Source organism: Sulfurirhabdus autotrophica (assembly GCF_004346685.1).
Lineage (GTDB): Bacteria > Pseudomonadota > Gammaproteobacteria > Burkholderiales > SMCO01 > Sulfurirhabdus > Sulfurirhabdus autotrophica.
The window spans coordinates 576,385-597,440 of sequence record NZ_SMCO01000001.1 but is presented as its reverse complement, the minus strand read 5'-3'; the positions used below and the strand labels follow the sequence as shown (position 1 = coordinate 597,440).

22 protein-coding genes are annotated in these 21,056 nt (G+C 49.3%); 17 read left to right on the top strand and 5 right to left on the bottom strand.

Translation table 11 applies throughout. The annotated features are described in order from the left end of the window. Positions 1–4 precede the first annotated feature (4 nt). From EDC63_RS02930 to EDC63_RS02915, 4 genes are all read right to left on the bottom strand, one after another. On the bottom strand, positions 5–1,009 hold the full coding sequence (locus EDC63_RS02930; RefSeq protein ID WP_124947469.1) for a beta-propeller fold lactonase family protein: 1,005 nt from the start codon (positions 1,007–1,009) through the stop codon (positions 5–7). Positions 1,010–1,107: 98 nt separating this feature from the next. Continuing rightward, positions 1,108–3,645 carry a cytochrome c gene (locus EDC63_RS02925; protein WP_223248402.1) on the bottom strand — a complete coding sequence of 846 codons (2,538 nt, stop codon included), beginning with the start codon at positions 3,643–3,645 and terminating at the stop codon, positions 1,108–1,110. A gap of 372 nt (positions 3,646–4,017) precedes the next feature. After that, complete coding sequence (locus EDC63_RS02920) at positions 4,018–4,245, bottom strand: sulfurtransferase TusA family protein (RefSeq protein ID WP_124947470.1); 228 nt, start codon at positions 4,243–4,245, stop codon at positions 4,018–4,020. Continuing rightward, complete coding sequence (locus tag EDC63_RS02915; RefSeq protein WP_124947471.1) at positions 4,246–4,656, bottom strand: MarR family winged helix-turn-helix transcriptional regulator; 411 nt, start codon at positions 4,654–4,656, stop codon at positions 4,246–4,248. 186 nt (positions 4,657–4,842) lie between these two features. Here EDC63_RS02915 and EDC63_RS02910 point away from each other — a divergent pair, with 186 nt between their 5' ends. The 9 genes from EDC63_RS02910 to EDC63_RS02870 all read left to right on the top strand — a co-directional run bounded on the left by EDC63_RS02910 (position 4,843) and on the right by EDC63_RS02870 (position 10,436). After that, a complete protein-coding gene (locus EDC63_RS02910; protein ID WP_124947472.1) occupies positions 4,843–5,178 on the top strand; it encodes a DUF883 family protein in 336 nt (111 codons plus the stop codon). 3 nt (positions 5,179–5,181) lie between these two features. Next, positions 5,182–5,562, top strand: coding sequence for a phage holin family protein (locus EDC63_RS02905; RefSeq protein WP_124947473.1), 381 nt, complete (start codon positions 5,182–5,184; stop codon positions 5,560–5,562). Next, a complete protein-coding gene (locus tag EDC63_RS02900; RefSeq protein WP_165922892.1) occupies positions 5,559–5,900 on the top strand; it encodes a YqjK-like family protein in 342 nt (113 codons plus the stop codon). Before EDC63_RS02905 ends, EDC63_RS02900 begins: the two co-directional genes overlap by 4 nt. 32 nt (positions 5,901–5,932) lie before the next feature. Then, complete coding sequence (locus tag EDC63_RS02895) at positions 5,933–6,943, top strand: endonuclease/exonuclease/phosphatase family protein (RefSeq protein ID WP_124947475.1); 1,011 nt, start codon at positions 5,933–5,935, stop codon at positions 6,941–6,943. A 191-nt stretch (positions 6,944–7,134) separates the two neighbouring features. Beyond that, on the top strand, positions 7,135–7,452 hold the full coding sequence (locus tag EDC63_RS02890) for a DUF3579 domain-containing protein (RefSeq protein ID WP_124947476.1): 318 nt from the start codon (positions 7,135–7,137) through the stop codon (positions 7,450–7,452). A 20-nt stretch (positions 7,453–7,472) separates the two neighbouring features. Next, positions 7,473–8,339, top strand: coding sequence for a M23 family metallopeptidase (locus tag EDC63_RS02885; protein WP_124947477.1), 867 nt, complete (start codon positions 7,473–7,475; stop codon positions 8,337–8,339). A gap of 342 nt (positions 8,340–8,681) precedes the next feature. Then, complete coding sequence (locus EDC63_RS02880; RefSeq protein WP_165922891.1) at positions 8,682–9,515, top strand: DUF1223 domain-containing protein; 834 nt, start codon at positions 8,682–8,684, stop codon at positions 9,513–9,515. Between the two features lie 49 nt (positions 9,516–9,564). After that, a complete protein-coding gene (locus EDC63_RS02875; RefSeq protein ID WP_124947479.1) occupies positions 9,565–10,011 on the top strand; it encodes a DUF302 domain-containing protein in 447 nt (148 codons plus the stop codon). Positions 10,012–10,172: 161 nt separating this feature from the next. Next, on the top strand, positions 10,173–10,436 hold the full coding sequence (locus EDC63_RS02870) for a hypothetical protein (RefSeq protein WP_124947480.1): 264 nt from the start codon (positions 10,173–10,175) through the stop codon (positions 10,434–10,436). A 196-nt stretch (positions 10,437–10,632) separates the two neighbouring features. Here the strand turns inward: EDC63_RS02870 and EDC63_RS02865 are convergent, their stop codons facing one another. Continuing rightward, positions 10,633–11,313, bottom strand: a complete 681-nt coding sequence (locus EDC63_RS02865) for a hypothetical protein (RefSeq protein WP_124947481.1) — start codon at positions 11,311–11,313, stop codon at positions 10,633–10,635. A gap of 316 nt (positions 11,314–11,629) precedes the next feature. On the opposite strand from EDC63_RS02865, the gene EDC63_RS02860 reads away from it, so the two are divergent. The 8 genes from EDC63_RS02860 to EDC63_RS02820 all read left to right on the top strand — a co-directional run bounded on the left by EDC63_RS02860 (position 11,630) and on the right by EDC63_RS02820 (position 21,003). Then, positions 11,630–12,346: a class I SAM-dependent methyltransferase gene (locus EDC63_RS02860; protein WP_124947482.1), complete on the top strand. Its 717-nt coding sequence runs from the start codon at positions 11,630–11,632 to the stop codon at positions 12,344–12,346. Between the two features lie 119 nt (positions 12,347–12,465). Continuing rightward, positions 12,466–12,768 carry a hypothetical protein gene (locus EDC63_RS02855; protein ID WP_223248403.1) on the top strand — a complete coding sequence of 101 codons (303 nt, stop codon included), beginning with the start codon at positions 12,466–12,468 and terminating at the stop codon, positions 12,766–12,768. A gap of 2 nt (positions 12,769–12,770) precedes the next feature. Continuing rightward, on the top strand, positions 12,771–15,890 hold the full coding sequence (locus EDC63_RS02850) for a type I restriction endonuclease subunit R (protein WP_124947483.1): 3,120 nt from the start codon (positions 12,771–12,773) through the stop codon (positions 15,888–15,890). Beyond that, the gene (locus EDC63_RS02845) at positions 15,880–17,256 is read left to right on the top strand and encodes a restriction endonuclease subunit S (RefSeq protein WP_124947484.1); all 1,377 of its coding nucleotides are present in this window, start codon (positions 15,880–15,882) and stop codon (positions 17,254–17,256) included. The genes EDC63_RS02850 and EDC63_RS02845 overlap by 11 nt, the downstream gene beginning before the upstream one ends. Beyond that, complete coding sequence (locus tag EDC63_RS02840) at positions 17,257–17,814, top strand: endonuclease domain-containing protein (RefSeq protein WP_124947485.1); 558 nt, start codon at positions 17,257–17,259, stop codon at positions 17,812–17,814. 203 nt (positions 17,815–18,017) lie between these two features. Continuing rightward, positions 18,018–19,037, top strand: coding sequence for a virulence RhuM family protein (locus tag EDC63_RS02830; RefSeq protein WP_124947486.1), 1,020 nt, complete (start codon positions 18,018–18,020; stop codon positions 19,035–19,037). Next, positions 19,034–20,770 carry a type I restriction-modification system subunit M gene (locus EDC63_RS02825; RefSeq protein ID WP_124947487.1) on the top strand — a complete coding sequence of 579 codons (1,737 nt, stop codon included), beginning with the start codon at positions 19,034–19,036 and terminating at the stop codon, positions 20,768–20,770. The genes EDC63_RS02830 and EDC63_RS02825 overlap by 4 nt, the downstream gene beginning before the upstream one ends. Then, the gene (locus tag EDC63_RS02820; protein ID WP_124947488.1) at positions 20,767–21,003 is read left to right on the top strand and encodes a hypothetical protein; all 237 of its coding nucleotides are present in this window, start codon (positions 20,767–20,769) and stop codon (positions 21,001–21,003) included. Before EDC63_RS02825 ends, EDC63_RS02820 begins: the two co-directional genes overlap by 4 nt. Positions 21,004–21,056: the final 53 nt, after the last annotated feature.

The following is a 21,056-nucleotide window of genomic DNA, read 5'->3' as shown; positions in this document are numbered from 1 at the left end:
CTGCTTAGTTACGCGACATCACAACCCTGATAGGTTTATGCCCTACAGGAGTTTTAGCAATAATGGTATTGGTTCCTGTATCAAATACGCGCAAGTCGTTTGTCACTTCGTTTCCAACATAAATGCGGGTACCTTCTGGATTTGCCAGAATTCCATTAGGTTTATTACCTACAGGAATGCGCTCCACTACATTTAGTTTATTGTTGTGGATAGTGACAACAGCGACCTGATTTGCACCGCTCACAGTGACATAGGCGTTAGGACCCATCATCCCCTTGTAAGCGAAAGCAATTTGCTGAGGATTCGGCCCTACCTCAAGGGTGGCTACTTTGGTCTGGGTAGCAGGGTCGATCACATAAATATCATTTCCCCCTGAGTTTGCTCCCCAGATACGCCCATCTGGGCCAAGTGTCAGAAAGTGCGGGTTAGTACCAACAGGGATGGTTTTGATAACCTTGTATGTGGTGGTGTCCACTACAGCAACGTTTTTGTCCCCCTGATTGCTTACATAGGCAAACTTGCCATCTCGGGAAAAAGTCAGGCCGGTAGGTCCTTTGCCGACATCGATGGTACCTACAATACGTAAATCTTCTGTATCAACAATTGAAATAGTGTCTTCACCAATATTTGCCACCCAGGCAAAGCGGTTGTCATTGGTAAGTGCGACCACATGGCAGCGGCTTCCGGTGTAAATTGAGGCAATTGTTTCCATTTTGCGAGTATCTATGACTGAAAGCCGGCCTGAAGCAAGATTGGTTGCGTATAAAAGTGTTCCATCACGTGAAAGTGCGAGATCGTGTGTTGAGAAGTTTTTGGCATCAATGGTGGCAATCGTCTGGAACGTCAGAGCATCAATGACGGAAACGGTATTAGAACTCTCATTGGCAACGTAAACACGTGGAGAGAGTGGGGCAGGTGTGCCTGCGAGCTTTTTCTCAAGCTCAGCAAGTTCGGCACAGCTCGCTAGTAAGCAGATAGACAAACCGATTAGGATAGTTCGGATAACCATAACAATAGTTGTTTCCTGATTTACAGTCCCTGAAAAATATCAGCGAATATTTAATACGTACATATGTACATATATGTTTGTGTTGTGGCAGCCTGTACCTACAATGTAGCAAGGAAGGCAATCAGTGCCTTCTTATCCTTGTCACTCAAATCCTGTCCAAAACGGTGCCCGTCATTCTCCACATCCGCAGTGCAGGAGCTATACACTTCCAACAAAAGCGGCAACCGTTCTTTGGCTGCCTTTATGGTGGCCAGTAATTGCGAAGGGTCATTGGTTATCGCAGTGGCAATGGTTTTCATTTCCTGCGCCACTTTATGGCCGTTGCTGGCACCAAGCTGCTTGGTTAACCTGGCTTCCAGTTCCTGAGGTTTGGTTTTGGCCTGAACCAGATCGACTATGAAAGGTTTGTGCTGGAAGTTACCTAACAACCCTGCATTTGTGCCTGCAGGAATGCGCAAGGTAAATCCAAACAGTTTTTTCTCGTCTTTCCCATCCCACACTTTAGGACCAAGATCGAGCACAATATCCTGATCCAGTTTAGTAATTTTAGGGATGCGCCGCTCGGGATACAGGAGTTGCAGCATCGATTCTTTATACAACTTGTAACGTCCTTCAACGCTGGGGTCGTAAGGTACGCATCCGGGTTGCTTATCAGAGGCGAGTAGCTGTTTGGTCTGCCCGTCTACATACGAAGGGCGATAGAAGTCGTAAGGCTGTCCTGCGCCCCAGCCGCAAACTTCCGGACCCATTGCATTGTTGTGCATGAAAGGTGCCGTTGCCCACAGATTCACCAAAGAAATATTGCGGTAATAGCCCCGGCCATCTCCGCTCATTTCTGGTATCCCTTTATCAGGCGGCAAGGCATGGTGGGTTTGTGAAGCAAATTCTTCCCAGATGTGTCCATTCATATGATTGGAATGCAAAGCACGACAACGGAATGTGCCTACTTCTGAAGCAGGCGTAAGGTTATCATTACCTAACCAGTCGGCTCGCAGACCGGTTTCTTTGGATAAAGCATGGAAATCTTCCTTGCCAGGCTGGCTGGAATGGCAACGCGCACAATTTGCTGCAAATACGCTTCGACCATGGCTCACCGCATCTTTTTCATACTCGCGTTCCAGATCTCCCACCAGATCATCATGGGTATATTTAGCTTGAGGATTTTGTTGTTTCAGTGCATTTTCCCGTGCAGTGGAAAGATCGGTTGCAGTCGCCTCTTTGGAAAGCAGAAATCCTAGAATGTCGGGTAGCCGGTCTTCGATTGCACGGAAGTTAGGGCAATCGCGGCGGCACTGGCCAATGTTGAAAGGTGTCTGCCCAAAATTGCGCGTGTCAGGATCAAGCTGCCTTAAATCCGTCAGGTGATTCACCCAACATTGCTCGGAACATGATCCAATATTGAAGTACACCCGCTGAATAGCTCCCAGCGCTCCAATAGAGTCACCACCCCCTTTCAGAATGTGATGAACGGCCTCTTCCTTTTCGCTTCGGAGCCAGCATTTGCCGGGCTTGCCTGGTTCACACCAGCAAGTCTTCTCATCCGATCCAGCTGCACATGATGATGCCTTCCGCCATGCCAGAACACGCTCGCCGGCATGTACCGGCCGTTGCAGTATATTGATCAGTGTATTCATGGTCCCCGGGTTGTTGATCTGGTCAGTGGGAACCGCTGAAGTGTCGCTGGTACCGGGGCGTGCATGTGCGAATACCTGCCATTCCAGAGAGTCTCGCGGCATGCCGGAGACCATGATTTCTGAAATGTGGGAATATTGATTGCCGATAGCCCCTCGCAAATTTTCCCATTTTGGATGGGCTGGGTCAGAGGGGGGATTGGCAGGGTTAAATGCGATATGGCATGCGCCGCACGCCATGCCAATACGGAAGGGCGGCTGTATGGAGCCATCAACTAACTTGCTGACTTTAGAGTCGGATAATGTCTTGTTTTCCGACAATTTTCGGTCGTAACCATCCCAAGTTCCCAGTTTGCCATTATTCAGTTTTTTCCAGGCTTCTGCATTGAACAGCGGATTGGGGAACTTTCGTATTCCCATCATGCCGGTGGAGGTGCCAAATGCAAGGTCGCAAGAAGACTGTTTTTGGCTGGCGTGAGCATCTTTCGGATCAGCCGGTGCGTCCTTGAAATCACAAGCAGGGTCGGTATAGCCATTTTTCCCGACGAATTTCAGTAATTTGTCATCTCCCGGACACCAGTCAAAACCGTAGGTTTCTTCAGTGCTCTTGGCAGGGCAGTTGGGAGAGCCAGGTTGGCAACAGCTCGGGTCATTTATCATTCCCCAGGTTTTGAAGCGGTTATCCCTTTCATCCGTGCGTAATACCTTGAACCAGTCAATGAGTACGCCAATGCGTTGCTGAAAAACATAGGTATGAAAGCGGTCATTACCTGCGGTGGCCTTGTACCAGATTTCTCGTCCGGCACGCTCAGAGGGTGTCAGGCCTGCCTCACCTTGATGAAAGCCGGCTTCGCTATAAGGGGTGCTCTCTTCAGGTGCTGCTGGTGTTGGGGCAGCAGTAATAGGTAAAGGTGCAGGCGGGGGAGCTTCAAGTTTGCCAGCAACACTCGCAGCAATAACAAAACCCAGACCCACAACAGTGGCCAGAACAAGACCTCGTTTCATAGCATCCACTCCAATTAAGATATTTCTACTGGTAGTCTTGTTCTACTAGTAGATTTATCAATCATAGAAAATGTCTGCGAAAAGTAAAGAAATGACTTTCATTCTTATGCATATTTACTATAAGAATTGCCAATTGTTGAAGAAAAAAGCCTATTTACTGCGAAATGTCAGAAGGCATCCACGAAAACTACTTCCAAAATGGAACTGGATTTCATTTTAATGGTTAGACATGTTCTGGATTGTGAAGAGAAGGTGAAAGCATGAAGGTTATTAACTTCTACATGCTTCAATATTCTCCAGTGTGGAATGACATGAGTTGAAAATCTTGTTAATTCATATCGCATGGGTAATGTCGCGTAAATTTAACAAGGTCTATTTTATCTGTATCCAGAAATGATGAAGTCCGCTAATTTCTTCATGTTTTATCAGCAAATGCTGGGTCATTTTGCAGTAGGCCGATATATCATTAACCATTGATACTTTATTTGATTCAATTAAAACAACATCCCCGGATTTGAACAATTTGATGCTTTTGGTTAAAAGAACGATGGGTGCAGCACAACACATATTTTTTATGTCAATAAAATGATCGTGGCTCATTTAATGTTCCTCGTTTTTGGTGGATGAATAATGAATATTTTTCAGTATCAAACTTAATTCATCTCCATGAATATGTTTTTCTAATGCAGCCAGATTTTCAAGTGTCACTTTCATTCGCTGCCTACCCTGTTTGCTTAAAGAAATAAGTGAAATTCTTTTATCAGCATTGGAATGTTCAATTTGAAGAAGCCCGGCTTCGTCAAGGGCTTTAAGTTGCATTGTGACAGAAGGTTTTGATATGCCTAAAAGCGTACTTATTGTTGTACCTTGAAGTGGTAATTCACTATATTGAAGCAGGCATAACAAGCGAAACTGGGATAATGTCAAAGCGGTGTCAATGAGTATGAGCGTGATCTTCTGCTCTACTATTCGAATTTGTTCAAGCAAGTGAACAATATTTGGTTTTTTCATATTCAGTTAGTTTAGCTAACTAACTGAATATGTCCAGTGGATTTTTTCACGGGTGAGCATGAATATTGAAAATAAGTACATTTTACTTTTGTAAGGATGACCAATCGGCTCATATTCACCTTGATATTTCCCATCTGCCAGCTATTCTTAAATTAGATATAACTGGTTTGCATAAGGAGAGGTGAAATGAACGCTAACACAATGGTTACTGAAGACTCGGATGATGTAACCCCAAAAGAAAAATTGATGGATGATTTGCGTGTAGTTGTTGCGGATGCTGAGGAATTGCTACGAGCTACTGCAAACCAGGCTGGTGAAGGCGTAGCTTCTGCCAGAGAGCGCATCAAGGAAAGTCTTAAAAATGCCAAGGTGCGCCTCGCTTCCGCTGAAGCGGCTCTTGTAGAGCGAACCAAACAGGCAGCTAAAGTCACGGATGAATATGTCCATGAAAATCCCTGGAAAGCGGTCGGGATTGGTACTTGCGTGGGTGTCATCATTGGTATGCTGATTGCTCGGCGTTAACCCATGGCAGAGTCCACCCTTGGGTTAATGGCTTCACTAAAGCGGTTGGTGCACACTTTACTGGCTATCGGCCAGACACGACTTGAATTGTTGTCAAACGAGTGGGAAGAAGAGCGTTTTCGCATCTCGAAAATGTTTATTTTTGGCGGCTTCACGCTTTTTTTCTTTGGTTTGTCAGTTTTGCTCGCGACGGTTTTTGTCGTAGTATTGTTCTGGGATACGCACCGATTGTTGGTAATCGGCGGTTTTACAATGTTGTTTTTTGGTGCCGGATTTTGGGCACTCAATGCATTTCGTACTTTAAGCCGGGAAAAGCCAAAATTGTTTTCAGCCAGTCTGGCTGAATTGTCCAAGGATCGCGATCAATTGGTATCTAGATCGTGAAGCATCGTCTTGCAGAGATAACCAATCGTCGCCAGGCTCTGCTTGAAGAAATCGATGCTCAACGTACAGAAATCGCTGAAATCTCCCGGTACTGGCAAAAACCTGTTGAAGTGGCAGAATTCGGGTTTAAAGCTGTGCGTTTTGTGCGTTCCCATCCTGGGTGGATAGCCGGTAGCGTAGCGGCCCTGATGGTCTGGCGCCGTGATGGGCTCATTCGATTTGTAAAGGGTTGCTGGCGCTACTATCCAGCTATTATAGGTTATGGCATGAAATTACTCCCGCTGATAAACCAAACCTGCTGCAAGACTCGCAAACCCGGAAAAGACAGGTCAACTTAAACGCATCCCTGAAAGATCGGAAAATTTCCCGCATGGATTATAAAAATTACCCGCGTCTGGTAGTCGAGGATATTGTCAGGCTGCGTCGCCGAATTGCAGCTTCCCAATTACCAGATAAATTACTGGATCACAATTTAATCATTGGTACCTGGAACATCAGGGCGTTTGGCAAAATACATGAACAATGGGAAGAAAATCCGGGCAGTCCCAAGCGCAATCTCCGGGCAATGGCCTGTATTGCAGAAATAGTTCGGCGCTTTGATGTGATTGCGATTCAGGAAGTAAAGTGGGATACCTCGGCAATACATATGTTGCTCACCGATTTTCTGGGTTCAGACTGGGGCATGGTTGTTAGTGACGTGTCAGCAGGGCCGAAGGGAAACGGTGAACGGTTGGCTTATCTTTATGATAAGCGACGGGTCCAGCCTTCCGGGTTGTCGGGAGAAATCGTGCTGCCGCCGACAGATAAAGGCGACCCGGTGCTACAGTTTGACAGGACACCCTATATCGTAGGTTTTAAATCAGCAGGCGAAAGCTTCACATTACTCACAGCACACATCAAATATGGTGATGTACCAGCAGACAGATTGGGTGAGTTGAAATCACTGGCCGAATATATTGCCAAGGAAATACGCGATCGTTCTCATCTTGCTGGCGAAGAAAACAACACGATTATCCTGGGGGACTTCAATATTGATGAAAGAGGAAATAATCCTCTTTTTCAGGCATTTGTTTCCACCGGTCTGGTTGTGCCAACGGCTTTGCTCAATCTACAGACAACCTACAATAGCAAGCCAAAGTATTATGATCAGATAGCCTGGTTCATGGGTGAGTTAGACTTGCTTACCAGTCATCGCGCCGGTGTCATTAATTTTGGCGGCGCAATCTTTCAAGAGTTATCGTTGGCACAAATGTCTTACCGCGTATCAGACCATTTCCCTTTGTGGGTTGAATTTATCACGAATCGTAGTGTGGAAGCTATGTCATGCACGCTGGGAGTCAATCCGGATTCCCCCGATCCCTTTAGTGTTGTGCCAGACTGACAGTTTTCGTAAATCATAAACAGAAATGCCTGGAAAATGTCGGAAATGGCTAATTCCATAAGCTAATACTGTCAGAGAAATTCCATTAAAGAAAGGCAGTATCACTGCCGATACTAAAAAGATGTAACTAAAAACATCAAAATAATAAACAACCGGTTTTGACCGGTCCGGCATAAATAAAGGGGATTTGAATGACTTTACCAGCAGATTATTTCGTGATTTCGAGCTTGCAGGAAGATGGGAAAAAGCTTCGTCCTGGAGACTGGATAGAACGCATTGCTTCTTCGCTGGCAAGTTTTGATGCAAACCGACGTCTGCGATATTCAGCCAGTGTGCAACCCTGCATCGTTGATGGTGAAAAATGTCTGGTCGTTGCCCGTGGCCTGGAAGAAACTAATCCTCAAGCATATGAATTTATTATGCAATTTGCCAATAGCAATAAACTCTGTATGCGGCTGGATCGTCGTATGGATGAACGGGCGCTGCCTTGTGAAGCAATGGCCTCCTGACCGATTACACAATTTCATTGATGATTTGGTCTGAGAGTCGAAAATGGCTGTTGTTGCTGGTGGTTTGTTTTGGGCTGCTAATCAGTACATCAGCCAACGCATACGAATACCCCTTTAAGGTCGAAACAACCGGTGCAAATGGTCACTGGGAAGTGGTTGCAAAAAACACTGGCCCAGCACCCATTTACGCGGTGATTTCACTTGCCAGTTCAAAGAATATTTCTTCGGACAGAAGCTGGCCTGTCTCTGTGCTGGTTCCTTCCTATTCCAATAAAACGGTATTAAAAATAAAGCAAAAAGAGCCAGGGGGATCAGCAGGTTTTTCACTGCGTACTACGTTCAAAATGGGTGACCCGGATGCAGTACCCGATTTGAAAGTTTTGTACAGGCTGCCATTTCAGGATGGATTGCAATTCAGAGTCAGTCAGGCAAGTGGTGGGCCAATTACAACGCACAATGAAAAAGGCGCTAAATATGCTGTAGATTTTCCTATGCCGGTCGGGACCTCCGTTGTGGCCGCAAGAGGGGGGACGGTAATTGACATCGTCAGGCCGAATAAAGAAGGGAGCAAACAAACGCAATTTCTGGATAAAGCCAACTATGTCCGTATCCTTCATGATGATGGTACATGGGCTACCTATGCCCATTTATTGCACTTTACTTCCGAATTATATCTGGGGCAACGGGTTAAGGCAGGCGACCCGATAGGTTTATCAGGGAACAGTGGTTATTCCAGTGGCCCGCATTTGCATTTTGTTATCCAGAAAAATGGTGGGGAATCGGATACTTCAATTCCCTTCAGTTTTTATAATCAGCACCGTGGCGCATTCGTTGCCAGGTATGGCGATATCGTTGCAGCTGATTACACGGAAGCCGGTTCAAAATAAGGTGATATTGGACTTTGTTTCATAGGTTTTGATTAACCGCAGCGGCGCGGAGAAGGTCAAAACCTGGAAAGAATGCAATACAAATGCAGGTTAACAAAGCACGGGAAATCAGCAGTGAATTGGTCAATTACTTGCGCCTCTGCGTTAATTTTACAGTTTCCCACCCCTCTAGTTTATTCAATTTTTTAAGGTTTTCTTGATTTCATCCAGTAGTTGTAAGGAACTCCCCTTGTAAACGACTAACAACCAATCTTTATCTTGCTACGGGTTGTGTAAACGAGCGCTCTTTGAGTGGCCTGTCTGTTTGTGATGAAGCATGAACATATATCAAAAGGAATTGTAATGAACAATGCAGCATTTCGACTTGTGTCGCCTGTAAAGTCCATACATCTCAGGCACATCGCTGTAGTAGCACTAGTCTGGTCTGTTGCATTGGTGTCCAGTTTTGCATCACCACTCACACAGGCGGCGACTGAGTGCTCTGCCTTCAGTGGACCAACCCGAGTCTCATTGCTGGAACTCTACACCTCGGAAGGATGCAGCAGTTGCCCGCCTGCAGACAAATGGCTGAGCGAACTGGTTACGCAGAAATCAATCACCCAGCGTGTCATACCCCTTGCGTTGCATGTGGACTATTGGGACTACATAGGTTGGAAAGATCGCTTTGCTCAACCCCTGTATTCAAGCAGGCAGCGGGAAATGGCCAGGTTAAGTCATTCCACTTTAGTGTATACACCTCAGGTAATCTTGAACGGTAAGGATTTCCGTGGCTGGGGTAACGATACATTCACGCGCACCGTCAACGAGGTGAGCAAATTACCCCCCGGTGCACAAATTACGCTGACACTTAACCCTGCCAAAGCGGATGAGACACACATAACTGCACATGCAAAAGCACGTAGCGGAACTGCACTCTATGTGGCCGTTTATCAGAACGATTTATTCAGTGAAATCAGTGCAGGGGAAAACCGTGGGCGTAAGCTCTATCACGACGGTGTGGTTCGGGAATGGATAGGTCCTATAGTGATAGGTCAAGGAGGGCAGGTTAGCTGGCAACAGGCAATACGCTCCAAGCCGGAGTGGGTAACAACAAAAATGGGGGTGGTGGCATTCGTTCAAGATCAGGCTACGGGCGAAGTTTTACAGGCAATGCAGTTGCCATGGTGTGCTGGGTAGTAATTTAAAACCTGAATGGGCGTTTTTTTAACGGTAAGGAGATCTGAAAATGAAACAAGTATTGATAACATTTGTACTATTGGTTTTTTCACTAAGTGCTTATGCTGAGGATGGTATGAAAGACAAGGCAAGCAAGTTCGGTTTTCAGGAAACGGTAACAAAGCTGGAATCTGTAATCAATGAGAAGGGACTCACGCTGTTTGCCAAAATTGATCACGCAGAGGGGGCAAAACAAGCAGGGTTGGTAATGCGTCCGGCTACGGTAATGATATTCGGTAATCCCAAGGGTGGCACGCCGTTCATGGTGGCTGAGCCTAAATCTGCCATTGATTTTCCGCTTAAAGCGCTGGTCTGGGAAAATGCCGAGGGTAAAGTGTTTGTGTCCTATACAACGGTCAGTGAGATTGTCCATCGGCATAAAATATCCGGGCAGGAAGAATTGACAAAAAAACTGGATGGTCTGCTTGCGGGAATTGCCAAAACTGCCACAGAGTAATCAAGTAGCCCAGTCAGATTGCCACTTGAATAACAAAGCGTTTTGTCCAGAAGATTCAGATTGCGTTAAACTCTGATTTTTGTTTAATTAATCATGAGTCTTCCGGACATGGGGTACGCGTTAAAATAACGCAAACGCTGAAATTCTGACAGGGGTAATAAATGAAAAAGATGATGCTAATGATGGGGCTGGTATTTTTCTCTACATCTACACTGGGGGCAGATCGCATAATCAACCTTGATAAGGTGTTAATCGAAGAAATCAAAATCCAGGGTAAAGTTAAAGGCTGGATGCTCCAGAAGATCTGCCTTGACGGCGCCGCCTACTATGTGATGCCAGTAGCCATATCTCCTGCCAGTATTGCGCCTGTATTCACCAAGTTAGGCAAGCCTGAATTGTGTGAAGGAAACTTGGTTAAGCAGTAATAGTTCACTCTCATCTGGAAACGCTACATCCCCTTCTCCCCTTGTGGGAGAGGGTCGGGGAGAGGGGCTAAATTTAAAGGAGTTACCACCCTCTCCCTGGCCCTCCCCCATCAAGGGGGAGGGAAAACAGATGTTTCCAGAAGAGAATTAGTTGGCTTGTGAGGCGGCTGATAATCAATAGTCGAAAACAAATTGCCTAAAGAGAAGTATCCATAGATACCGCATAATCCGTTTCATCATGAATCTGCGTTAACTGCACGCCAACAAGGCTCATCTCTTCCAGTTTCTTGGCCATAGCCAGACGCAAGGTTTCATTGTGTGCTTGAGGGGGAGGAAAGCCCTGCCATTCACCTGCACTGAAGACATCCAGATTGTAGTAAGCAAATGGCGCTATTTTCTCACCGGTATCTACAGAGACAATGGTTAGCCGGTAGCCACTGTACGTGCCAGTTTCCGTACTTGCTTCTTTCGTATGCGGTACCACTTTTTCTTCAAAATCAATAAATTCGTCATCCGCTTCCTGCACATAGCCAGACAAAGGTTCAAGCAAGTTCACCAATTGCAAATGGGTAAGCTTAACGGTCAAGTTGCTAATCGCTTTCAGGTAGTCATCCTGATCCATGTCAAAAAGTGCAACAGGCAGCTGCTTTTCATTTTCCACTACACCAGAAAGCAGCCCGCGAATATTCACCATGTCGGAGATATTTACGCAAAACATTTCAGGTGTCAGACCCTTCAGATTAAAGCGGGATAACTCGTCAGAAGGCAACACCTCAATATAGGTTGCCCAGCCGGTGCCGTTACGCCTCAGCCCGGGTTTAACCTGATAATGGAGGATAAGGGTCTTGCCTTGTATGGTAATAACGACTTTATTCAAAACGGACTCTTTAAAGGGGTGATAGCAAAAAGCTGAATTTGTTTACGAACATGCAAAGTTGTATTGTAACGCTTTGAAGGCATCTATAAAATTCAGAATTGAATGTACGCCGAAAATGATTAAACGATGGAAGTTGTAACTATGAAGCAAAACCCCTGTCCAATAGTCAAGTCAATAGCGCTTCCTGACCACGGACAACACGCCCCCTCTCCCCCCATAAAAAAACTAGGGAGAGGGGGCAGTATCATCTCATCTTTACCCCATTTGAGTGCACATGATTCCAAACGAAAACCAGCCAAACAAAAGTAAAGTGAAAATGAAAATAGCAGATTCCACCGTCAAAACCCTGTGCGACGAACAGCTTGTACTGGAAAGTGAACTTCCTTTACAGGGCGCACATATTCTGGAGCTAGGGTGCGGTAAAGCAGAAAAGACCCGCGCTTTAGCTAAAACTGGCAAAGTAGCCTCTATTACCGCTTTGGAAGTAGACCAAATCCAGCATGAAAAAAACTTGCAAATACAGGATCTGCCCAATGTCACTTTTGCATTAGGCGGTGCAGAGGCGATACCATCACAAGATAACAGCTTTGATATCGTCCTCATGTTCAAGTCATTGCATCATGTGCCAAGAGAGCTCATGGACCAGGCGCTGAAAGAAATCCGGCGGGTATTAAAACCTGGCGGCCTGGCGTATATTTCCGAGCCGGTCTATGCGGGTGAATTCAACGAAATTTTACGCCTGTTCCACGATGAAAAAACAGTTCGCGAGCTAGCTTTTGCAGCAGTGCAACGGGCAGTGCAAAGCGGACTGTTTGAACTGGTTGCACAGAAATTTTTCAATACCCCGGGCCGTTTTGATAACTTTGAGCAATTTGAAGAAGGCATCCTGAAAGTCACCCACACTCACCATCAACTGGCCCCGGAATTATATGCAGCTGTTCGGGACAAGTTCATGGCGCACATGACACCCACCGGCTTTGATTTCCAAAGCCCGATTAGAGTGGATATTCTGCGCAAGCCACTGAACAGATAAAATGTGGGCCTGAAATATCGGTTAATGTTAGCTCGAAATTGCCAATTTTTTGCATAGATAATATGTTCAGAGGCAGATTGGCATTATGGTTTTGTGCTAGGATTGCATGGTTAAAATAATTGATAACAATAATGTCGCTAGAAGCTGCAGCCAGGGAGACGATAGACCGCTTGTTACGGGCGGAGGGTTGGTACGTCTGTGACGTAGCGCAAACCAACTTATATGCGGCGCGTGGCGTGGCGATCCGGGAATTTCCGTTCAAATCCGGGCATGGCTTTACCGACTATCTGCCGTATGTGGATGGCAAGGCCGCCGGGGTGATCGAAGCCGAGAAAGAAGGCGTTACCCTCAGTGGTGTCAAAACCCATTCTGGTCGGGGTTTGTCGCGCAGCACGAATCCAATCACCTTTATACATTGCTAGTCATGCTTAATTCAAAAGATACCTATAGCCGGCCCACTGATACTCCAGGCTTCGCTGTCCGGGAGGACACCATCGAATACGGTTTTATTGGCAAACTCCAGGGTCTCAAGTACGAATATCGCGACGATATCTGCGACCGCGCCGCACTTGAGAAAAACTTCCGCGAAAAATTCGAAGCCCTCAACCGTGTCAAGCTGACCGAAGCGGAGTTCGCTCGCCTGCTGGATGAAATCGTTACACCGGATGTCTTCACCGCTGCCAAGACCCTGCGCAGCATCAATGCCTTCACCCGCGACGATGGTACGCCGCTGAACTACACGCTGGTGAACCTCAAGGACTGGTGCAAAAACCATTTCGAGGTCATCAACCAGCTCCGCATCAACACGGACAACAGCCACCACCGCTACGATGTGATTCTTCTCATCAACGGCGTGCCCTGTGTGCAGATCGAGCTGAAAACCTTAGGCGTCAATCCACGTCGGGCCATGGAGCAGATCGTCGAATACAAGCACGACCCCGGCAACGGCTACACCAAGACGCTGCTCTGCTTTATGCAGCTCTTCATTGTCAGCAATCGCGACCGCACCTACTACTTCGCCAACAATAACGCTCGCCACTTCGCTTTCAATGCCGACGAGCGCTTCCTGCCCATCTATGAGTTTGCAGACGAGGACAACAGCAAGATCACCCAACTCGACGAGTTCGCCGAGCGCTTCCTGAAAAAGTGTGACCTCGGCCGCACCATCAGCCGCTATATGGTGCTGCTCGCCGGGGAGCAAAAGCTCATGATCATGCGTCCCTATCAGGTCTATGCTGTGCAGCACATAGTGAAGTGCATCGACGATGACAACGGCAATGGCTACATCTGGCACACCACCGGCAGCGGCAAGACGCTCACCTCATTCAAAGCCTCCACCCTGCTGAAGGAAAACGACCACATTCACAAATGCGTCTTCGTCGTGGACCGCAAAGACCTCGACCGCCAGACGCGAGAGGAATTCAACAAGTTCCAGGAAGGCTGCGTCGAAGAAAATACCAACACCGCCGCCCTTGTGCGCCGCCTGCTTTCAGAGGACTACGCGGACAAGGTCATCGTCACCACCATCCAGAAGCTCGGCCTCGCGCTGAACGAAAACAGCAAGCGCAACAAGCAGCGCAGCAAAAACGACCAGCCCACCTACAAGGAGATGCTCGCACCGCTGAGTGACAAACGCATCGTCTTCATCTTCGACGAGTGCCACCGCTCGCAGTTTGGCGAGAATCACAAAGTCATCAAAGCATTCTTCCCCAAGGCTCAGCTCTTTGGCTTCACTGGCACGCCGATATTTGGTGGCCCCAATGGCAACGCCAGTCGCGTAAAAATCGACGGCGAGGTGGCCTCGTATCAAACCACCGAAGAGCTCTTCCAAAATCAGCTCCACGCTTACACCATCACCCACGCCATCGAGGACGGGAACGTCCTGCGCTTCCATGTTGACTTCTTCAAGCCCGAGGGAAAAAATCCGCCGAAACCAGGCGAGGCCATCGCCAAGAAGGCCGTCATCGAAGCCATCCTCGCCAAGCACGATGCCGCCACCGGCGGACGCCGCTTCAATGCCATCCTCGCCACCGCGTCCATCAATGACGCCATCGAATACCACACGCTGTTCAAGACGATGCAGGCCGAGAAGCAGGACGCCGATCCCGACTTCAAGCCGCTGAACATCGCTTGTGTCTTCTCTCCGCCTGCACAGCTCGCAGAGAATCCCGAAAGCAAAAAGGACATCGAACAGCTCTCCGAAGACCTGCTGCAAGAGCAGGAAGACAACAAGGTCGAGCCAGAAGCGAAGAAGAAGGCGCTTGAAGCCATCCTCGCCGACTACAACACCCGCTACGGCACCAATCACCGACTCAGCGATTTCGACCTCTACTACCAGGATGTGCAGAAGCGCATCAAGGACCAGCAGTGGCCAAAGCAGCCGAAGGAGATTGAAGAAGGGAAACCAAAGAAGGACCTGCGCCACCTTGAGAAGATCGACATCACCATCGTCGTAGACATGCTCCTTACCGGCTTCGATTCCAAGTTCCTGAACACGCTCTACGTGGACAAGAAGCTTCAGCACCACGGCCTGATCCAGGCCTTCTCCCGCACCAACCGCGTGCTCAACAGCACCAAGCCCTACGGCAACATCCTCGACTTCCGCCAACAACAAGATTCAGTCGATGCCGCCATCGCCCTCTTCTCCGGCGAGAAAACCGGCGAGCAGGCGCGGGAAATCTGGCTCGTGGACAAGGCCCCCGTGGTCATCCAGAAACTTGAGGCCGCCGTGCAGAAGCTCGACGCCTTCATGAAGTCCCAGGGATTGGATTGCACCCCCTCCGCCGTCGCTAACCTGAAGGGGGATGCCGCCAAGACCGTCTTTATCGAGCGCTTCAAGGAAGTCCAGCGGCTCAAGACCCAGCTCGACCAATACACCGACCTCACCGGGGAAAACAAAGCCACCATCGAGCAGGTGCTGCCCGATGCAAACCTGCGCGGCTTCAAAGGCCAGTATCTGGAAACAGCTAAAAAGCTCAGAGAGCAGCGGGGCAAGGGTGGCGACAAAGATGCTGCCGATAACCCAGCGGACCAGCTCGACTTCGAGTTTGTCCTCTTCGCTTCCGCTGTCATTGATTACGACTACATCATGGGCCTCATCGCCAAATTCTCGGAAAAAGGGCCGGGCAAGTTTAAGATGTCCCGCGAGGAACTTATCGGCCTCATCAGCGCCGATGCCAAGTTCATGAACGAGCGCGACGACATTGCCGAATACATCGGCACGCTCAAGGCGGGCGAGGGTCTCTCTGAGGCCGCCATCCGCGACGGCTACGCCCGCTTCAAGGCGGAGAAGAGCACAAAGGAACTCGCTGCCATCGCCGCCAAGCACCACATCGCCACTGATGCCTTGCAAGCCTTCGTGGACGGCATCCTCGACCGCATGATCTTCGATGGCGAGCAGCTCAGCGACCTCATGGCCCCGCTCGACCTAGGCTGGAAAGCCCGCACCCAGGCCGAACTCGCCCTGATGGCAGACCTCCATCCCCTGCTGACGAAACGCGCCGGGGCGCGCGACATCTCAGGACTTAGCGCGTATGACCAGTAAGACGAAATCCACCTCCGCGAAGGAAGAGGCAAGGCCCGCGCTGGTGCCGGAAGGTGGAATCCAACCCCGGCTCCGCTTCCCCGAATTCAAAAATACCGGGGAATGGGTAGCAAGTCCGCTAATCGGACTGAGCAGCACAGGGCTAAGTAACGGCGTTTTCAATGATCCGAAGAAAGTTGGAACCGGCTACAAACTGATCAATGTCTCAGACATGTATATCGAGACAACGGTTGACGAAAGGAACTTGTCACTAATCGAACTCTCACTTTCCGACTTCGAAGCGAACAAGGTATTGCACGGAGACATCTTCTTCACTCGCTCGTCTTTAGTTAAGTCCGGCATCGCTGTATCGAACATCTATCTTGGAAGCTCGTGTGACGTAACTTTTGATGGACATCTGATCAGGTTCAGAGCCGACGCCAGCCATGTGATCCCGTTGTTTGCGCATTACCTTTTTAAGATAGCACCAATACGTGCCCAACTGGTTGCCCGAGGAAAATCGGCAACAATGACCACAATCGGCCAAGCAGACGTTGCGAGCGCGATGCTTTTCTATCCTGAAAAGAAGGAACAACAAAAAATCGCCGAATGCCTGAGTTCGGTGGATGAGCTGATGGCCGCGCAAGCGCGGAAAGTGGAGGCGCTCAAGACCCATAAAAAAGGGCTGATGCAGCAGCTTTTTCCCCGCGAAGGCGAAACCCAACCCCGCCTCCGCTTCCCCGAATTCCAAAACGCCGGGGAGTGGGAGATTGATCGACTTGATGTGTTGATAGAAGTGATTGATGGAGACAGAGGTACTAATTACCCAAAGGCAGAGGACTATAGTCAATCGGGATATTGCCTTTTTTTAAGCGCAGCAAATGTAAGCAAAATCGGCTTCAAGTTTGATGCGATGCAATTCGTTTCAAAAGAAAAAGACGACTCTTTAAGGAAGGGAAAGCTAAAGCGAGCGGATGTTGTTCTAACCACAAGAGGGACAGTGGGGCAATTCGCATTTTATTCTGAAGAAATACCCTACGAAAATATCCGAATCAATTCGGGCATGGTCATCCTAAGGGTAAAAGCAAAAAAAATTATTCCAGCTTATTTATATAACTTCACTAGTTCTGAAGTATTGCGTTCCTATATCAAAAACACTGCCTTTGGTAACGCCCAACAACAACTTACTGTGGGCGAAATAAACAAATTTCAAATCTATTACCCCGGCCCAGATGAACAACAACGTATCGCCTCGTGCCTGAGCAACCTCGATGCCCTGATCACCGCCGAAACCCAAAAGCTCGAAGCCCTTAAGACCCACAAGAAAGGGCTGATGCAGCAGTTATTCCCCTCCGTTGGAGGGGTGCCCGAAGGGCGGGGTGGTTAAATGACAAGACGAGACCTGAATGCAACCACCCCACCCCTGCGGGGCACCCCTCCAGAGGAGGGGAATAACACCCCTGGCCTGCGGCGTACCCCTCCAGGGGAGGGGAATACACGCCACACCAAAAATTACCGATCGCTGCCTTTCAATCCTGCGTTGAAAGAGCGAGCCAAAGCATTGCGCAAAGCAGGCAACCTATCGGAGGTATTGCTGTGGAATCAGTTGAAAAAAGGGCAATTCAAAGGCTTGGACTTTGACCGTCAGAAAATTATCGGCAATTACATCGTTGATTTTTATTGTGCCGAAAAGCAAGCGGTGCTTGAGGTAGACGGAAGCAGCCATGATGACAAGGCCGAATATGATGCGCAGCGTGACGCATTTCTAATGGGCCTGGGCTTGTGCGTCATCCATATTTTGGATGTGGATGTGAAACAAAACCTGGCGGGCGTGATGGACTTTTTGACGCGGCAGTTATTCCCCTCCGGTGGAGGGGTGCCCGAAGGGCGGGGTGGTTCTCCCTCCTATGGAGAGGTGGACGGCGATGCCGGACGGGGTGGTTAAATGACACGACGAGACATGAAAGCAACCACCCCACCCCTGCGGGGCACCCCTCCAGTGGAGGGGAATAAAACCGCCGAGCAGCGCGCGATGGAATCCTGCGAGGCCTCTGGTCATGCGGCGGCGGATCATTTTCGTGGCGTCACGAAAATGGTCGAATTGGGATGCGGCGCTATCGCGATGGGCATAACCTGGAGTGCAAAACCATGACGGACGTTAATCCTTCGCAGTTTGTGATCTACCAAAGCGAAGATGGACGCACCAAGCTGGATGTGCGTTTTGTGGATGAAACCGTCTGGCTTAGCCAAGCGTTGATGGCGGAGTTGTTTGGCACCACTAAGCAGAACATCGGGCAGCACCTGAAAAATATCTTTTCTGAACAGGAGCTTGACGAAGAGTCAGTTGTAAAGGATTTCTTTACAACTGCCGCTGATGGTAAGCAGTACCGCACCCGGCACTACAGTCTGGATGCCATTATTTCCGTTGGCTACCGGGTGCAAAGTCATACGGCTACCCGCTTTCGTCAGTGGGCAACCCAGCAGTTGCGCGAGTACATCGTTAAAGGCTTTGTGCTCGACGACGAGCGCCTGAAAAACCCGGATCGGCCTTTTGACTATTTTGAAGAGCTCACGCGGCGCATTCAGGACATCCGCACCAGTGAGCGGCGATTTTATCAAAAAATCACCGACATCTACGCCACCAGCGTTGACTATGACCCTACGCAACCTGAAAGTATTTCGTTTTTTCAGACAGTACAAAACAAGATGCACTGGGCCATTACGGGACAAACGGCGGCAGAGATCATTCACACCCGTGCCGATAAAAATCTGCCCAATATGGGCCTGATCAGTTGGCGCGGCGGCAAGGTGCGCAAGGCCGATGTGAGCATTGCCAAAAATTATCTCAATGCCGATGAATTAGCCGCACTGAATAATCTGGTGGAGCAATATCTGGTGTTTGCTGAAGGGCAAGCCATGCGTCGCGTGCCCATGACGATGAACGACTGGATTGCCAAGCTGCACGGTTTTTTGACGATCAACGACCGCGACATTCTCAACAACGCCGGAAAAATCTCTCACGAGGTAGCCAAGGCTTTCGCCGAATCGGAGTATGAGAACTTCAACAAGGCTCAGATTGCCAAGGCCGATCACTTGGAGAGTGATTTTGATCAGGCGATGAAGCGGCTACCAAAGCCCAAACCAACGAAGCAAAAGAAAAAACCATGACTGAACAGAATCAAAAACAACTGGGCAATACGCTCTGGAGCATCGCCGACCAATTGCGCGGAGCGATGGATGCGGACGATTTCCGCGATTACATGCTGTCCTTCCTCTTCCTGCGCTACCTCTCGGACAACTACGAGACGGCGGCGAAGAAGGAGCTGGGGAGGGATTACCCGAGTGCGAGTGAAGTCGCTGCGGAGATGGAAAAGGTAACGGCCAACCGAGCGTTGGAAGTGGCTGCCGCGAAAGCGAAACCAAAATCAAACAGAGAAAACGAAGAGGCAGTAGAAAAACCGCTACCGATCGTAACCGCTCTTCAACTCTGGTATTCCCGCAATACCGAGGACGTCGGCGAATTTGAAAAACAGATGCGGCGCAAGGTGCATTACGTCATACAGCCCGCGCACCTGTGGAACAGCATCGCCAACCTGGCCCGCACGCAGAACAGCGATCTGCTGAAAACGCTGCAAGCGGGTTTTAAATACATCGAGACGGAATCTTTTGAAAGCACCTTCCAGGGCCTGTTCTCCGAGATAGACCTGAGCTCCCCCAAGCTGGGCAAGAAGTATGAGGACCGGAATGCCAAGCTCTGCACTATCATTCAGAAGATCGCCGAAGGACTGGCGGAGTTTTCTACGGATATCGATGCACTGGGCGATGCCTATGAATACCTGATCGGCCAGTTTGCCGCCGGGTCTGGCAAGAAGGCGGGCGAGTTCTACACCCCGCAACAGATTTCCGACATCCTCTCCGCCATCGTCACGCTGGACAGCCAGGAACCGAAAACTGGCACGAAGAAGCGGCTGGAGAGCGTGATGGACATGGCCTGCGGCTCCGGCTCCCTGTTGCTCAACGTGCGCAAGAAGGTGGCAAAGGCAGGCGGCACCATCGGCAAAATCTTCGGCCAGGAGAAGAATATCACCACCTATAACCTCGCCCGCATGAATATGTTGCTGCACGGTGTGAAGGATACGGAGTTTGAGATTTTCCACGGTGACACCTTGCTCAACGAGTGGGACACGTTGCGCGAGCAGAACCCGGCCAAAAAGCCGAGCTTCGACGCCATCGTGGCCAACCCGCCGTTTAGCTACCGCTGGGAGCCGACCGATGCGCTGGCTGACGACGTGCGCTTCAAAAGCCACGGCCTCGCCCCCAAGTCCGCCGCTGACTTTGCCTTTCTGTTGCACGGCTTCCACTTCCTCAAAGACGAAGGCGTGATGGCGATCATCCTGCCGCACGGCGTACTGTTCCGTGGCGGTGCCGAGGAACGCATCCGCAAGAAACTCCTCCAAGACGGCCACATTGATACTGTCATCGGCCTGCCTGCAAATCTTTTTTACTCCACCGGCATCCCGGTGTGCATCCTCGTGCTGAAGAAATGCAAGAAGCCCGACGATGTGCTCTTCATCAACGCCGCCGAGCACTTCGAAAAAGGCAAGCGCCAGAATCAACTGAGCGAGGAGCATATCGCCAAGATCATTGATACCTACAAACAGCGTCCAGAGAAACCCATCGAACGCTACGCCCGAAGGGTGGAAATGGCAGAGATCGAGAAAAACGACTTCAACCTGAACATCTCTCGCTACATCAGCACGGCGGTGGGTGAGGAGGAGATCGACCTCGCGGCGACCCATGCAAGCTTGGTGGAAATCGAGAAAGCAATCCAGATAGCGACTACGAAGCACAATGAATTCCTTAGAGAACTGGGCAAGCCGCTGTTACCGTCGGCGGATTGAAGTTCGTCGTGGATTTGGAAGCGGCGTTAGGGAGGGCGCTGATTTATTCAGTGTTTGCGGTGGGTGATTCGCTGGCCGTCGACCACGGCGAGCGCGATGACTTCTGGGCCACCAGCTCGAACAAGCAGCTCAACTTTGGCTTCGGCCGGCACTGCGCGCCTTTACGTTCGCTGCGCTCATGTAAGCCTTCACCGCAACTTCAAAGTCACCGCGATTTGCTCGAAAAAACATAGTGATTTTCGACATAGAGCAGTAACGCTACTTAGCCTCGCCCTTCGATTCCCAA